The 15,259-nt window shown below is 68.2% G+C and carries 10 protein-coding genes; 3 read left to right on the top strand and 7 right to left on the bottom strand.

The genetic code is table 11. From position 1 onward, the window contains the following. Nucleotides 1–163 precede the first annotated feature (163 nt). The 5 genes from NS334_RS12775 to NS334_RS12795 all read right to left on the bottom strand — a co-directional run bounded on the left by NS334_RS12775 (nucleotide 164) and on the right by NS334_RS12795 (nucleotide 8,276). On the bottom strand, nucleotides 164–2,458 hold the full coding sequence (locus NS334_RS12775; protein WP_058756343.1) for a TonB-dependent receptor: 2,295 nt from the start codon (nucleotides 2,456–2,458) through the stop codon (nucleotides 164–166). A gap of 109 nt (nucleotides 2,459–2,567) precedes the next feature. Further along, a complete protein-coding gene (locus NS334_RS12780) occupies nucleotides 2,568–4,046 on the bottom strand; it encodes a class I adenylate-forming enzyme family protein (RefSeq protein ID WP_058756344.1) in 1,479 nt (492 codons plus the stop codon). A 1-nt stretch (nucleotide 4,047) separates the two neighbouring features. Next, nucleotides 4,048–5,478 carry an aldehyde dehydrogenase family protein gene (locus tag NS334_RS12785; RefSeq protein ID WP_058756345.1) on the bottom strand — a complete coding sequence of 477 codons (1,431 nt, stop codon included), beginning with the start codon at nucleotides 5,476–5,478 and terminating at the stop codon, nucleotides 4,048–4,050. A 24-nt stretch (nucleotides 5,479–5,502) separates the two neighbouring features. Then, nucleotides 5,503–6,555: a zinc-binding dehydrogenase gene (locus tag NS334_RS12790; protein WP_058756346.1), complete on the bottom strand. Its 1,053-nt coding sequence runs from the start codon at nucleotides 6,553–6,555 to the stop codon at nucleotides 5,503–5,505. Further along, nucleotides 6,552–8,276: a thiamine pyrophosphate-binding protein gene (locus NS334_RS12795; protein ID WP_058756347.1), complete on the bottom strand. Its 1,725-nt coding sequence runs from the start codon at nucleotides 8,274–8,276 to the stop codon at nucleotides 6,552–6,554. The genes NS334_RS12790 and NS334_RS12795 overlap by 4 nt, the downstream gene beginning before the upstream one ends. Nucleotides 8,277–8,491: 215 nt before the next feature. Between NS334_RS12795 and NS334_RS12800 the strand changes: the two genes are divergently transcribed. After that, nucleotides 8,492–9,262, top strand: coding sequence for a helix-turn-helix transcriptional regulator (locus NS334_RS12800; protein WP_058756348.1), 771 nt, complete (start codon nucleotides 8,492–8,494; stop codon nucleotides 9,260–9,262). Here the strand turns inward: NS334_RS12800 and NS334_RS12805 are convergent. Next, nucleotides 9,259–10,071, bottom strand: a complete 813-nt coding sequence (locus NS334_RS12805; protein ID WP_058756349.1) for an SDR family NAD(P)-dependent oxidoreductase — start codon at nucleotides 10,069–10,071, stop codon at nucleotides 9,259–9,261. The genes NS334_RS12800 and NS334_RS12805 overlap by 4 nt on opposite strands. A gap of 83 nt (nucleotides 10,072–10,154) precedes the next feature. Then, nucleotides 10,155–11,573 carry an aldehyde dehydrogenase family protein gene (locus NS334_RS12810; protein ID WP_058756367.1) on the bottom strand — a complete coding sequence of 473 codons (1,419 nt, stop codon included), beginning with the start codon at nucleotides 11,571–11,573 and terminating at the stop codon, nucleotides 10,155–10,157. Between the two features lie 202 nt (nucleotides 11,574–11,775). On the opposite strand from NS334_RS12810, the gene NS334_RS12815 reads away from it, so the two are divergent. Next, nucleotides 11,776–14,028 carry a TonB-dependent receptor gene (locus NS334_RS12815; protein ID WP_058756350.1) on the top strand — a complete coding sequence of 751 codons (2,253 nt, stop codon included), beginning with the start codon at nucleotides 11,776–11,778 and terminating at the stop codon, nucleotides 14,026–14,028. Continuing rightward, nucleotides 14,028–15,257: a cytochrome P450 gene (locus NS334_RS12820; protein ID WP_058756351.1), complete on the top strand. Its 1,230-nt coding sequence runs from the start codon at nucleotides 14,028–14,030 to the stop codon at nucleotides 15,255–15,257. The genes NS334_RS12815 and NS334_RS12820 overlap by 1 nt, the downstream gene beginning before the upstream one ends. Nucleotides 15,258–15,259: the final 2 nt, after the last annotated feature.

The following is a 15,259-nucleotide window of genomic DNA, read 5'->3' on the forward strand; positions in this document are numbered from 1 at the left end:
TTCATGTTGTCGATCGCACCGTGTGTTTACTCTTTCCTCTTCGTCGGCATCGGAAGTTGTGTATAAGGTACAGTGGTTTGACGGTGCCTCGAGCTTTGATGTTTCGCCCGACATCATCGGCTGTCGCGAAATCGAGGGACGTGGCGTCTGTCGTGGCCGCCCCTCAGAAACGAAAGGCGACACTTGCTCCATAGGTGCGTGGTGCGCTCTGGATCAGATAGTCGAAGCCGAACGAGGCGCGCAGGTCGAGGCCGTCGGCGAATGTCTTCGCGTTGGTCAGGTTCGTCACCCAGCCACGCACCGTGTAGCGCTCCGTTTCGTAGCTGAGCTGCGCGTTGACTTTCGTATTGGCGTCCTGCCGCAGGTTCCCGTTGCCGGCTACGCGGTTGTAGGGCGTAAAATATACCAGCCCGGTGTAGACAAACGACGGCGTGAACAGGAACCGGCCCGCCCCCGTGCGCGCCAGCGTCCAGTCGACCGATCCGGTTGCGGAGAAGCGGGGCGCATACGGCAGCCGCCGTCCCGTCAGGTCGCCCGCCGACAGCCGCAGTTCCTGATAACGCGCGTCGAGGAACGAGGCGGAGGCATTGATCCGCAGGTCGCTGCTCGGCGCCAGGTTCGCCTCGATCTCGACGCCCTGCATCTTGCTCTTGTCGACGTTGCGCAGGATCGTCTCCGCGCCGATCTGCTCGTTGATCTGCTGGTTGCGGTATTTCATCAGGAACGCGGACACGGACAGCGACAGCAGATCGTTCAGCGTCCGACCCTTCGCGCCGATCTCGTACGCGTCGACCTGCTCCGGCTTGGTCGTGTTGATCGGCCCGGTGAAGCACTGCCCGCAGAACGCCGCCGCACGGTAACCGCGGCTGTAGCTGGCATAGAGGATCTGGCCGCTATCGAAGCTATAGTTGATCGCCGCACGCCCGGTCAGCGCGTCGCTGTCCAGCTTCAGCGTCGGTCCCGACGTGATCCGCGCGCTCCCCGTATCATAGCCGCCGAGGAAGAACGTGCCACTCGCGGGCGCGAACACGCTGGTGTCGCGCGTCCCGGTAAAGGCGCGCTGCGGCACCGCATAGGCCGCATAATCCTGATACCGCCCCTGATCCTTGGTGTAGCGCAGCCCCAACGTCACCGACACATGCGAGCCGAACTTCTGGTCGCCTTGCGCGAACGCCGCAAAGGACCGCCGGATCTGGTCGTAGCGCTGACGGATCATCGCGGCACCGTCGAGCAACCAGTAATAGCTGTCCGACGCGTCCTTGTCGTAACCGTAGTAAACCCCCGCCTGCACGTTCGTGCGGTCGTTGGAATAGGCGACGCGGAGCTCCTGATTGAACATGTCGAAGACGTTGCCGTACAGCGTGTCCAGCGGCTGGCGGAACGTCGGGGATTCCAGCCCGGTGCCCTCCTGCGTGAACTTCTGCGTCAGATGGTCGTATGACGTCAGCGAGGTCAGCTCGACCGCATCCGACAGCGTGTATTTGATCAGCGCCTCGGTGCCATAGGCCTTGATATAGCTGCGGCCTACACGCTGGCTGTCGACCTCGAAGAAGCCGAGCTCCTTCTCCGCGCGGCTGGTGTTCAGCACCGGGTTGAACCCGTCCGCCCCGGTACCGCGGTTGAACACCGCCGCCTGCGTCGGGTTGGTGCGTCCGTAAGTGCCCTTGATGACGATATCGAGCCGCTCGGTCGGCTTCACGCGCAGGATCGCGCGGCCCGCAAGCGTGTCCGTCGAATTGAGGTCGGGCTGACCGCTCGCGATGTTACGGATATAGCCGTCGCCCTTCGCATAGTTGAACGACAGGCGCAGGCCGGCGACGTCCTTCGCCAGCGTCGTCTCCACCGCCCCTTGCGCGGTGAAGGTGTCGTAATTGGCGTAGCCGACCTGAATATTGCCGCTCGATCCTTCGAGGTCGGGACGCCGCGAGATGAAGTTGATCGCGCCGCCGGTGGTGTTGCGCCCGTAAAGCGTCCCCTGCGGCCCGCGCAGCACCTCGATCCGCTGAAGATCGTAGAGTTGCAGCCCGTGCGCCGCGCGCGCCGCGATATAGGCGTCGTCGAAATAGACGCCGACCGGCGAAGCCTGATTGGGATTGTGTTCGTTGGCGACGCCGATCCCGCGGATCGTGAAGTTCGGTTGCGAGTCGCCATACGGGCTGTTGACCTGAAGCGACGGGACGGTGCCGGTCAGCTGCGCGGTGTTGGCGATGCCGCGCCGGGCGAGATCGTCCTGCGAGATCGCGGTGACCGCCACCGGCACCTTCAGCAGCGATTCCGAACGACGTTGCGCGGTGACGATGATGTCGCCGGCCTGTTGCGTGGCCCTGTCGTCGGGCGCCTGCCCAGTCGCCGCGTCGGCGGGGGGCGTGTCGGTGGTGGCGGCGACCTGCGCCTGCGCGTGTCCGCCGTGCGCCAGTATCGCCAGCGCCGCCGCACCCAGATAATAACGCGACATCATACCGCCCTCTCCTGCATATGGCCGATCGTTCGGCTCTGATGGGGTGAGGCTATGGGGCGGCCCGGTTGGCGTCGATAAGCGGATATCCGTAACCGCGTCGTGGCCCGCGTCAGTCGCGCAGCTCGCGGCGCAGGATCTTGCCCGTGGCGGTCTTGGGCAGCGCCGCCACGAATGCCACCAGCCGCGGCACCTTGTACGCCGCCAGCCGCTCGCGACAGAAGGCGACCAGTTCGCCCTCGTTCAGCGACATGCCGGGGCGCAGGCTGACCACCGCCTTCACCGTCTCGCCGCGATAGGGATCGGGCACGCCGACGACCGCCGCCTCGCGGATCGCCGGATGCGCGTACAGCACATCCTCCACCTCGCGCGGCCACACCTTGAAGCCCGACGCGACGATCATGTCCTTCTTGCGATCGACGAGGAACAGCCAGCCGTCCGTCAGCACCCCGACATCGCCGGTACGGAAGCCGTCGGGCCGCATCGCCTCGGCTGTCGCTTCGGGCGCGCGCCAATATCGGGAGACGACGCTCGGCCCCGCCACGACGATCTCGCCCGCCTCGCCCGGTGCCGCGTCATCGCCGGCGTCGTCGACCACCCGCAGTGTCACCCCCGCCACCGCCTTGCCCACCGACAGCGCCCCGGTCGCGCGATCGACCGGCGCCGGCGGATCGGCCGGCGCGGCGACCACCGGCGCGACCGTCTCGGTCAGGCCATAGACGTTGCGCAGCATCACCCCGGTCGCCGCCCGAACACGCTCACGCAGCGCGGGCGCGACCGGCGCACCACCGGAGAAGATCGTCCGCAAACTCGCCGCCCGCGCCGGCGCGAACGCGGGCGAGTCGATCAGCGCGGCCAGCGCAGTGATCGCCGCGACGGTGAAGACCGGGCGATGCCGCTCGATCGCGTCGAGCACATTCTCGGGCTGAAAGCGGTAGCACAGGATCAGCGGCGCACGCGCGGCGAGCGCTGCACCGATATGGCCGCTGAGGCCGGTGACATGGAACAGCGGCGCCGCGGCAAGGATTGGCTCACCGGGGCGCAGCGCTGCGGCCTCGCGGTAGAAGGACGCCCCCGCAAGCAGGTGGCCGTGGTCTATCACCGCCCCCTTCGGTCGCCCGGTCGTGCCGGAGGTATAGACCAGCATCAGCGGATCGGCCGGCACATCCGCCCCCGCCTCGCCATCAGCGGGAAACGTCCCGCCCTCGCCGACGGTGAAGCGATGCAACCCCGGCAGCGCATCGCCCAGCACGTCGCGCGCATGATCGACCTCCGCGACGATCGCGCGCGGGTTGCAATCGGCGGCGAGCTTCTCGATCTCCGGTCGCCGATACATCGGGTTAAGCGGCACCGTCACCACCCCCGCCCGCGCCGCGCCGAGCAGCGCGACGACGAACTCGGGCACGTTCTGCAGGCACAGGAACATCCGCTCGCCCGCCCCCACCCCCGCCCGTTGCAGCGCACCCGCGAAGGCGGCGCTGCGCCGGTCGAGATCGGCAAACGACAGCCGTTCGTCGCGGTACAGGATCGCGGGCGCCTGCGGATCGACGGCGACCGCCGCCGCCAGCAGGCCGGGCAGCGTCGCCGTCATCTCAGCGATCCGCAGCCGCGACGCCCATCACCGCCTTCACCTCCAGGAACTCGCCAAAGGCATGCGCGCCCCATTCGCGGCCGTTGCCCGATTGCTTGTAGCCGCCGAACGGCGCGGTCATGTCCAGCTCGGGATAGTTGAGATACACCTGCCCCGCGCGCAGCTGCGCCGCGACCGCCTGCGCCTCCTGCTGCTCCCCCTGCACATAGGCCGCCAGGCCGTAGGGCGTGTCGTTGGCGATCCCGATCGCCTGTTCCACATCGTCATAGCCGAGGATCGTCAGCACCGGTCCGAAGATTTCCTCGCGGGCGATCTCCATGTCGTTGGTGACGTCGGCGAACACGGTCGGGCGGACGTAGAAGCCCTGCTCCAGCCCCTCGGGCCGGCCGGGGCCGCCCGCCACCAATGTTGCGCCCTCGTCGATGCCCGCCTGGATCAGCCGCTGGATCTTGTCCCATTGCACGCCGCTGACCACCGGGCCGAGCTGCGCATTGCTGGACGGCGCGCCGACGTTGTGCGTCGCCGCCGCTTCCGCCGCGATCTCCTTCGCGCGCGGCATCGCGGCGGCTGGGACCAGCATCCGCGACGGCGCGTTGCACGACTGGCCGGAATTGACCATCATCGCACCGACCCCGCCGGTCACCGCCTGTTCCAGATCGGCGGAGGGCAGTACGATATTGGCGGACTTGCCGCCCAGCTCCTGATGCACGCGCTTGACGGTCGGCGCGGCGGCGCGCGCCACCTCCACCCCGGCGCGGGTCGAGCCGGTGAAGGACACCATGTCGACCTCGGGATGCGACGACAGCGCCGCTCCGACTCCCGGCCCGTCGCCATGGACGAGGTTGAAGACCCCGGCGGGCACCCCTGCCTCCGCCAGCACCTCGGCAAAGATATGCCCGGTGAACGGCGCGACCTCCGATGGCTTCAGCACCATCGTGCACCCGACCGCCAGCGCCGGCGCGACCTTGCACGCGATCTGGTTCAGCGGCCAGTTCCACGGCGTGATGAACCCGCAAACGCCGACCGGTTCCTTGACCAGCAGCGTCGCACCGCGCTGCTCGGAGAAAGCATAATCATCGAGCAGCTGCCGCGCGACCTGAAGATGCGCCAGCCCGATCGGCACCTGCGCCGCACTCGCCAGCCACGCGGGCGCGCCCATCTCCGCGGTCACCGCATCGGCGAAATCGCCCGCGCGCTTCTGATAGGCCGCGATGATCGCATCGAGCAGCTCGGCGCGCTCCGTGACGCTGGTGCGCGAGAAGCCATCGAACGCGCGCCGCGCGGCGGCGACCGCCACGTCGACGTCGGCGGCATCACCGATCGCGACGCGCCCCGCCACCCCGGCGTCGGCGGGGTCGATCACGTCGATCACCGTCGACCCATGCGGCGCTACCCAGCGGCCATCGATGTAGAATTGCAACGCTTCGCGCATCTCTCTCTCCTCGCGGTCGCCGGCTCAGGCCGGGCGGACCATCATCTTGATCTGTTCGCCACCCGCGGTCAGCGCGGCGAAGGCGGTATCGACCGCGGCGATCGTCACCGCGCCGGTCACCATCGGCGCCAGCGCGGCGGGATCGGCGACGATCATGTCGAACGCCGCGCGGAACTCGTCGGCGGAATAGGCAAAGACGAACCGTAACTGGATCGACTTCTGGATCAGCAGTGCCGGCTCGATGGCGTCGCTCTGCATGCACACGCCCGCCACTGCGATCGTCGCGCCGATCGGCGCGCCTTCCGCCAGCGCGGCGAGCATTCCCGGCCTGCCGACGCACTCGAAGATCACCGCGCGCCGCCCGCCCGTGCCGCGCGCCACGCTGTCCGACAATCCGGCGTGGAGGCCCTGCGCCGCCCACCAGCGCGTCACCGCATCGCCATCGGGCGACAGCACCGCGTCCGCGCCCATCCGCTCCGCCATCGCGCGCCGCGACGCGACCAGATCGACCGCCAGCACCGGCCCCAGCCCCAGCGCCCGCAACCGCGCGATCACGAACAGCCCGACCGGGCCGCAGCCATGCACCGCGAACACGCACCGTTCGTCGACGCCCGCCTCCGCCACGGCATGGACCGCGACCGCCAGCGGCTCGGTCAGCGCCGCGATATCCGTCGGAACGTGGTCGGGAACGCCGAGCAGCGCATCCTCCTGCAACACCATCCGCTCCGCGAACGCACCATTGTAGCGGTTGGAGAAACCGATCAGCGCGACACCCTGCGCATCGACCAGAAACGGCTGCGACACGACCCGCGCCCCGCGCGGCAGCCCCGCTGCGGGTTCGAGCAGTTCGGCGCAGAATTCATGCCCCATCACCACCGGCTGCGCCGGGTCCATGAAGCCGCGGAAGCCGGCACGGTGGAGCAGGTCGCACAAATGCGGTGCGTGATCGCGCGCGTGCAGGTCGCTCCCGCACACCCCGCACGCCAGCGGCGCGGCAAGCACCAGGCCGGGCGCAGGCACCGGTTCGGCGACGTCCTCCAGCGTGATCCGCCCGCCATGCAGGACCGCCGCCCTCACAGTTTGAAGTTCTCGTAATAGGGCACCATCACCTCGCCCGGCGCGGCCTCGCCCAGCATCGCGGCAGTCATCGGCAGCACGAGGTCGGCGTCGACCGTGACGTCGATGCAGCCCGGCTTGCCGGAGGCGAACGCGCGCGCGATCGCCGGCCCGATCTCGTCCAGCGTCGTCACCCGCTCGCCGTAACAGCCGAACCCCTGTGCGATCTCGTGATACTTGATGTCGCCCAGCACCGAGATGCAGCTGTAATTCTCGCCGTACAGGATCTGCTGCCCGTGGATCGACTGCCCCCAGCAGCTGTTGTTGAGCACCACGGTGACGATCGGCAACCGCTGCCGCACCATCGTCTCGAATTCCTGCAAGTGGAAACCGACCGCGCCGTCGCCGGTAATCTGCACCACCGGCTTGCCCGGCCGCGCGTAGGCCGCACCCAGCGCGAAACCGAAGCCGGTGCCGAGCGCGCCGAGTTGCCCGAACGTCAACACCCCGCCGGGATGCGCGACGCGCGCATGATACCCCGCCCACAACCCGGCCTCGCCGCCCTCCAGCACGAAGCTGGTGTCGGCGGGCGCGCCATCCACCGCGGCGCGCGCCGCGAAATAGGGGTTGAGCTTGCCCGAGCGCGTCTCCTCGCTGAACTCGCCGCCGATCGCCTGCGACGCGCGGCGCATCGTGTCGCGCCAGTCGTGGAAGCGGTCCGCGGACCGGTCCCACGCCGCCGCCACCGCATCCATGAACGGCCCGACATGCGCGGTCGTCGCCAGCGCGGGGGCGTGGATCAGGCCGAATTCCGCGGCATCGGCATGGACCTGCACGATCGTCGCATCGTCCGGGAAGAAGGCGCGCGTGCGTCCGGCGAGGAACAGCCCGAAACGCGAACCGAGCATCAGGATCAGGTCGGGCGCCTCGCCGCCCGCCGTCGCGGCGGCGATCGCGCCCGGATCGTGCGCGTAGCCGGGATGCGCCGGATCGACGAGGCCGAGCGCGCGGCTCGACTGCACCACCGGGATGCCGAGCGTGTCGAGGAACGCCGCGGCCTGCGCCGGCGTCGCCTGATACCGCGCCAGCGATCCGAGGATCGCGACCGGGCGCTTTGCCTGCTCCAGCAGCTGCACGACCTGCTTGACCTGTGCAGGCAACGGCGCGGTCGGTGCCGCGGTGACCGGGCGCGGCAGCACCGCGGGCAGCCGCGCCGGGCGAGCCAGTACATCGATCGGCAACTCGACGAACACCGGGCCGGGACGCCCGCCCAGCGCGATCGTGATCGCGTTGGCGATCTGGTCCGCGATACGATCGGGGTCGGTGATGCGGACGGCGTGCTTCACGACCGGGCGCGCCATCGCGATCTGGTCGATCCCGCCTTGAAGGACGTTGAGCGCCTCCTCGCGCAGCGGCGGCGCGCCCGCCATGAACAGCACCGGCACCCCGTCCAGCCGCGCGTTCGCCATTGACGTCAGCGCATTGGTGAAGCCCGGCCCGGCGGTGATCATGCATACGCCCAGCCCGCCGGTAACGCGAGCCCAGCCCTCCGCGGCATGGCCCGCGCACGCCTCGTGCCGCGTATCGACCAGCGTGATGCCTTCGTCGAGGAACCCCTTGAACGCCGCGTCCAGATGCCCGCCATGCAGCGCGAAGATCGTCGTCACGCCCGCCGCCGACATGGCGCGGGCCACCGCCGTGCCGCCGTCCGTCGCCGCGTGGATATGATCCGCCTCCGCCATCGTCGATCCTCTTCCCGTTCGTTTCTGGTCGCGATGCTATCGGAGTGGGCGCCGGGCGGGCACGGACGGATATCCGTAAGTCGCGGCGGCACGAGCCATTGACGGGAATCCGTCAACGGCGCCGCACGGTGACGCTGGCCGCGTGCCGACAATCGCGCTAGGCTGCGACGCTAGCCATCGACCCGGCCAGAACGGGCGATGCGAAGGAGAGTGCGATGGAAGCGACCTTGCCGGGCGACGTGCGCGATTTCGCCCGCCACATCATCGACAGCTGCGGCCTGCACAGCGCGTCGATCTTCCTGTGCGACCGCACCGGCGGCGCCCCGCGCCTGTCGCACCTGTTCCACCACAACATCTCCGCGGAGACGAAGGACCGTTACGAACGGCACACGATCTTCCACGACGATCCCTTCACGCACCCGACCATCAAGGAACGCGACGATCTCGCCGATTATGACGGCGTGCTGCTCGCACAGGATGACCGTTTACGGTCGGGCGCGACGCCGGCGCGTTACTGGCACTTCATGTACGAACACGACATCCATGTCGTCGGCGCCTCGACGCGGCGGCTGCTGTCCGGGCTCTACGCCACGATCGGCTATCACTACCGGCGCTCCGCGATGCCGCCTGATGGCGGCGCGGCGGCGCGGCTCGACGCACTGACCCGCCGCCTGCAGGACATGGTCGGCAGCTTCATGTTGCGCGACGTCCTGCGTCACGCCAACGGCCTCAACAGCCTGCGCGCCGGTTACTTCGACCGCACCGACGCCGCGCCTGCGGTACTCGGCCGCCTGTCCCCGCGCGAGGCGGAGATCGCGACCCTCGTCTGCCAGGGCAAACAGAACAAGGAGATCGCCTATCTGGTCGGGCTGGCCGAACATACGGTCGAAAACCACCTGCGCCGGATCTACGCCAAATTGTCGATCCACAACCGCGCGGCACTGGTCGCGGCGATGGTCGGCACCGATACGGCGCGGCTGCATTAACGGCGAACGGCGCTCTCCGCGCCCGCCAGATGGCTCGCTTCGCCCAGCAGCCGCGTAAAGTTCGGCTGCCCGGTGTGTGCGGTCATCCCGCCGTCGACGACCAGATTATGGCCGTTCACATAAGCGGCGTCGTCGGAGGCGAGGAAGGCGATCGTCGCCGCGATCTCCGCGGGCGCCGCCGGCCGCCCCATCGGCAACACGCCGTCATACGCCGCCATCACCGCCGGGTTGCCGGTCAGCCCGGTGGCGAGCGGGGTCGCGGTCAAGCCCGGACTGACCGCATTGACGCGCACCTGCGGCGCATGGTCGATCGCCATCGCACGCGTCAGGTTCAGCACCGCCGCCTTCGCCGCATTATACGCCGCGAACCCGTAATCGGCGGCCATGCCAGAGGCGGAGGCGACGTTGACGATCGACCCGCCGGTACGCGCCAGATGCGGGATCGCCTGTCGGCTGGCCCAGAAGACCGAGGCGACGTCGACGCGCATCACCTCGTCCCAATGCGCCATGTCGATCTCGGTCACGCGCCCGAACGATCCCATGCCGGCATTGTTGACCAGCGTATCGATCCGCCCAAACCGCGCGACCGCCTGTTCGATCATCCGCTCGATCGCGGCGGGGTCGATCACATCGACCACCACGCCGAGATGACGATCGTCGCCTAGCTCGCCCAGCACGCGGGTCATCGCCTCGGCGCGCACATCGCCGACTACCACCGAGGCGCCTTCACCCGCGAACCGCCGGACGGTCGCCTCTCCGATCCCCGACCCACCGCCGGTCACGATCACCACCTTGCCGCCGAACCGCATCGTCGCACCCTCCTTGAAGCGGGGCGATTAGATCAGGCGGGCGTGTCGACGTCGACGGACGGAAAACCGTACGTCGAGCCACCTCACTGGCGTCGGCGAACCAGCGTCTTCACGTTCGTATATTCCAGCAGCCCCTCGACACCGCCCTCGACCCCGACGCCCGATTGCTTGACGCCACCGAACGCCGCGAGCGGGGTCAAATGCTGCGTCTCGTTGACCCAGACGGTACCGCTGGCGATCCGCTCCGCCACCGCGAAGGCGGCATCCTCGTCGCTGCCCCACACCGACGCGCCGAGCCCGTAATCGCTGGCGTTGGCGCGCGCGATCGCATCCTCGACGTCGCGGAACTTCAGGAGCGGCAGGACCGGGCCGAACTGTTCCTCCTGCACGATCCGGCTGTCCTCGGGCGGATTGTCGATGATCGTGACCGGCACGAAATAGCCCGGCGTCCCGCTCGCCTCCCCGCCGGTCAGGAAGGTGTAGCCGCGTTCCTTCGCATCACGGATCAGGTCGAGTACGCGCTCATATTGCGGACGGTTGTTGATCGGGCCGAGCCGCGTCCCCTGCTCCGATCCATCCCCGACCTTCACCGTCGCGGCATAGGCGACCAGCGCCTCCTTCAGCGGCTCGTAGATATCCTCGTGGACGTACATCCGCTTCGTCGCGATACAGATCTGGCCGTTATTCGCGAACGCCGCCCAGAACAGTTTCTCCGCCACCGCCGCGACATCGGCGTCGGGCAGGACGATCGCGGGGTCGTTGCCGCCCAGTTCCAGCGTCACCCGCTTCAGCGTCGCCGACGCGCTCTGCATCACGCGTCGTCCGGTGGCGGTCGATCCGGTGAAGCTGACCTTGTCGATGCCGGGATGTTCGGTCAGCCACGGCCCCAGCGCATCGCCACCGCTGATGACGTTCAACACACCCGGCGGCAGGATCGTCGCCGCCAGCTCGCCGAACTTCAGCGTGGTCAGCGGGGTGAACGGCGACGGTTTCAGCACCATCGTATTGCCCGCCAGCAACGCCGGCCCGACCTTGAACATCGCCAGCACTATCGGGAAATTCCACGGCGCGATCGCCCCGACCACGCCGATCGGCACGTGTCGCGTCTCACTGTAGCGGTCCGCGGAATCCTCGTTGACGGTGACGGGCAGGTCGAGCGTCGCCGCCCCCTTCAGCCACAGCGCCGCGCCGCCGATCTCGTTCTGCGCATCGGCGTGCGGCTTGCCCTGCTCGGCGGTCAGCAGCCGCTTGAACCCGTCGATCTCCGCCATCACCGCATCGCCGAGCCGGTCGATCAGCGCGCGGCGCTCTGCGATTGGGGTTGCGGCCCAGCCGGGAAACGCAGCACGCGCGGCGGCGACCGCGTTGTCCAGTTGCGCGCGGGTCGCGTCGGGGGCAGCGCCGATCACCGCCTCGGTCGCGGGATTGACCACGTCGAACGTGGCGTCGCCCGCCACCGCCCGACCGCCGATCGTCATCGTGAACGGACCGTCGAAACCCATCTCGCTCTCCTGCGCTGCGCCTCCGTCCATCGCGGAACGCGTCGCCATTCGACTAGCAGAAATCGCCGCGCGCCCCTCACCGCGCGCAGGATTTGTCAAAAAGCCGCGCAAGGCCGTGCAAAGCAGCCGCGCCCCCGACGCGCTACACCCCATGACAGGGAAGAGGCCGGCACAGAGCCTCCCCACCATAGGAGAGGCTGACATGGCCAAGATCACCGCGGCGCTGCTCGCAGGAGCAGCCTGTGCATTTCCTGCGCTCGCCCTGGCGCAGACGGCGGAACCCGCCGCCACCGAACGGAGCCCGGCCCCCGATCAGCCCGGCGCCGAGGGGGACATCATCGTCACCGCGCAGCGCCGCGAACAATCGATCCTGTCGGTGCCGATCGCGATCTCGGCGATCGGCGGCAACACGCTCACGACCAAGGGCATCACCAATTCCGCCAACCTCGCCGCCGCGGTACCGAACCTTCAGGTCAGCAGCCCGTATGGCGCGACGCAGCCGAACTTTTCGCTCCGCGGGATCAGCGTCGCGAACGAGTATAATTCCAATCAGGCATCGCCGATCGGCGTCTATGTCGACGACGTCTATCTCGCCAGCCGCACCGCGCACGGCATGGGGCTGTTCGATCTGGAGCGCGTCGAGGTGCTGCGCGGCCCACAGGGGACGTTGTTCGGGCGCAACACCACAGGCGGCGCGATCAACTTCATCACCAAGTCGCCGACGCTGCACGGCAACGAAGGCTATGCCGAGGCCGGCTACGGCAATTTCAACACCTTCACCGCGCAGGGTGCGATCGAGACGACGATGGTCGAGGATCAGCTCGGGCTGCGCGTCGCCGCCAATTACGCGAAGGGCGACGGGCAGATCGACAACGTCTTCCGCGGCGGGCGCGACCCCAATTCGCAGGACACGTTGCAGGGCCGCGCGACGCTGCGCATCCGCCCCGGCGACGGGCCGCTCGACATCAAGATCAAGGCCTATGGCGGGCGCGACCGCGGAACGCAGGCCGCGGTGCACGGGATCGAGGCGTATCGCACCGGACTCGGCTTCTTTCAGGTCGACGAAAACCGCATCGGGCTGAACCGCACACAGGCGTATGGCGCGTCGGCGACGATCGCCTACGAACTGTCGCCGACGCTGACGCTGACCTCGATCACCTCGGGCGACGGCGGGCGCCAGAACCTGCAACAGGCCGCCGACGGCTCGCCGCTCGACGTGCTGGACATCAACTGGCAGTCGAAGTTCGGGCAGTTCAGCGAGGAAGCACGGCTGAACTACAGCGGCGACTGGCTGAAGGCGGTCGGCGGCGTCTTCTACGGTCGCGACACCGTCACCACCGACAACACCTTCAACATCGGGCAGGCGCTGGGGCCGGGGGTGAACGGCGGCTTCTTCCAGCATTACCGGCAGGTGCGACGCTCGTACGCGGTGTTCGCGCAGGGCGACTACGACCTGACCGAGAAGCTCACCCTGACGCTCGGCGCGCGCTATACGTGGGATCGCAGCCAGTATCGCGATGGACAGGCATATCTGTTCGCGGGCGATATCGGCGGACCACAGACCCCGCTGGCGACCACCGTCCCCTGCCCCGGCGTCGCGGGCACCTGCGCCTACGATCCGAATGCGCGCTTCGATCTCGACGGACGCAACAATGCGCTGACCGGGCGCGTGTCGCTGGCCTATACGTTCGACAACGGGACGCTGCTCTATGCCAGCTACAATCGCGGCTATCGCTCCGGCGCGTTCAACGGCGGTGGCTATACCTCGTCGGCGGGCATCAACTACATCGCGCCCGAACGGGTGAACGCGTACGAGGTCGGGCTGAAGGGCCGTTACTTCGACAATGCGCTGACGCTCAGCGCGGCGGGCTTCTACTACGATTACAGCAACCAGCAGGTGCAGGACACGCGCCCCGGCCCGGTGTCGTTCCTGGTCAACGCGCCCAAGGCGCAAGTGTACGGCGCCGAAGCCGAGGCACGCTGGCGACTGTCGCCCGCCATCGCGGTCACCGCCGCGGCGGGTTACCTGCACTCGACCTACAAGTCGCTGACCCTCCAGAACACCGTGCTCGACGGCAACGACCTGCCGTTCGCGCCGCGCTTCACCGCGCAGGGCGGGTTCGACCTGTCGCTGTTCAGGAACGGCAACGACGGGCTGACGATCTCGCCGAGCGTCGCATACTTCTCGCGGCAATATTTCTCGCCGTTCAACGACATCAACGCCGCCGGCACCGGGCAGCGGAACAGCGAATTGCAGCAGGAAGGCTATGCCAAGGTCAACCTCACCGCAGCGCTGACTACCGGGCGCTTCACCTTCAAGGCGTTTGCCAACAACCTGCTGAATGCGCGCGTCTATGCCTATGGCCTCGACCTGCGCGGCGCGGGCTTCCCGTACAACTTCCTGATCCCCTCCACGCCGCGGACCTATGGCGGCTCGATCCGGGTGGCGTTCTGATGGCCACGATCCTGACGCCCGACCTGAAGGACCCTGCGCTCTACGAAGCCGGGGTGCCGTGGGACGTGTTCGCCGAGTTGCGCCGCGACGATCCCGTCCACTGGAACCCCGAAGCCGACGGCGCCGGCTTCTGGTCGGTGATGCGCCACGCCGATATCGTCGAGGTATCGCGCCAGCCGCTCCTGTTCTCCTCCGCCTACGAGAATGGTGGCCACCGCATCTTCAACGAAAACGAAGTCGGGCTGACCGGCGCCGGCGACTCGGCGATCGGCATCCCGTTCATCTCCCGCGATCCGCCGGTACACACCCGCTATCGCAAGTTCGTGATGCCGGCGCTGTCGCCCGCGCGGCTCGGCGATATCGAGACGCGGATCCGCGAACGCGTCACGCGGCTGGTGGCGGAGATCCCGCTGGGCGAGCCGGTCGACCTCGTCCCGTTGCTCTCCGCGCCACTGCCGTTGATGACGCTCGCCGAATTGCTGGGCGTGTCGATCGACCTGTGGCCGAAGCTGTACGACTGGACCAACGCCTTCGTCGGCGAGGACGACCCGGAGTTCCGCCAGAGCCCGGAGGCGATGGCCACCACGCTGGGCGAGTTCTTCGCCTTCGGACAGGAATTGTTCGAGGCGCGACGTGCGGAGCCGACGTCTGACATCGCCTCGCTGCTCGCCAATGCCGAGATCGATGGCGTGCCGGTGCCGTTCCGCGACTTCATCGGTAATCTGATCCTGGTGCTGGTCGGCGGCAACGAGACGACGCGCAACTCGCTGAGCCACAGCGTCGCCGCCTTCTCCGCGCACCCCGAACAATGGCAGGCGATCCGCACCGACCGCGACGTGTTGAAGACCGCCGCGCCCGAAATGGTCCGCTACGCCAGCCCGGTCATGCACATGCGCCGCACCGCGATGGCCGACGCGATAGTGGGCGGGCAGGAGATCGCGAAGGGCGACAGGGTCGTGCTGTGGTACATCTCCGCCAATCGCGACGAAAACGTGTTCCCGGACGCCGACCGTTTCGACGTCCGCCGCAAGGGCGCGCAGCATGTCGGCTTCGGCGCGGGCCAGCATGTCTGCGTCGGTTCGCGGCTGGCCGAAATGCAGCTGCGGATCGCCTTCGACATGCTGGCCGACCGTGTTACGTCGTTCGAGGTGCAAGCGCCGCCGCGACGGTTCCGGTCGAACTTCATCAACGGCCTGAAGAACCTCGACGTCATCCTGCGGCCTGCATGAGG

It is taken from the genome of Sphingomonas endophytica (assembly GCF_001476895.1).
Taxonomy (GTDB): domain Bacteria; phylum Pseudomonadota; class Alphaproteobacteria; order Sphingomonadales; family Sphingomonadaceae; genus Sphingomonas; species Sphingomonas endophytica_A.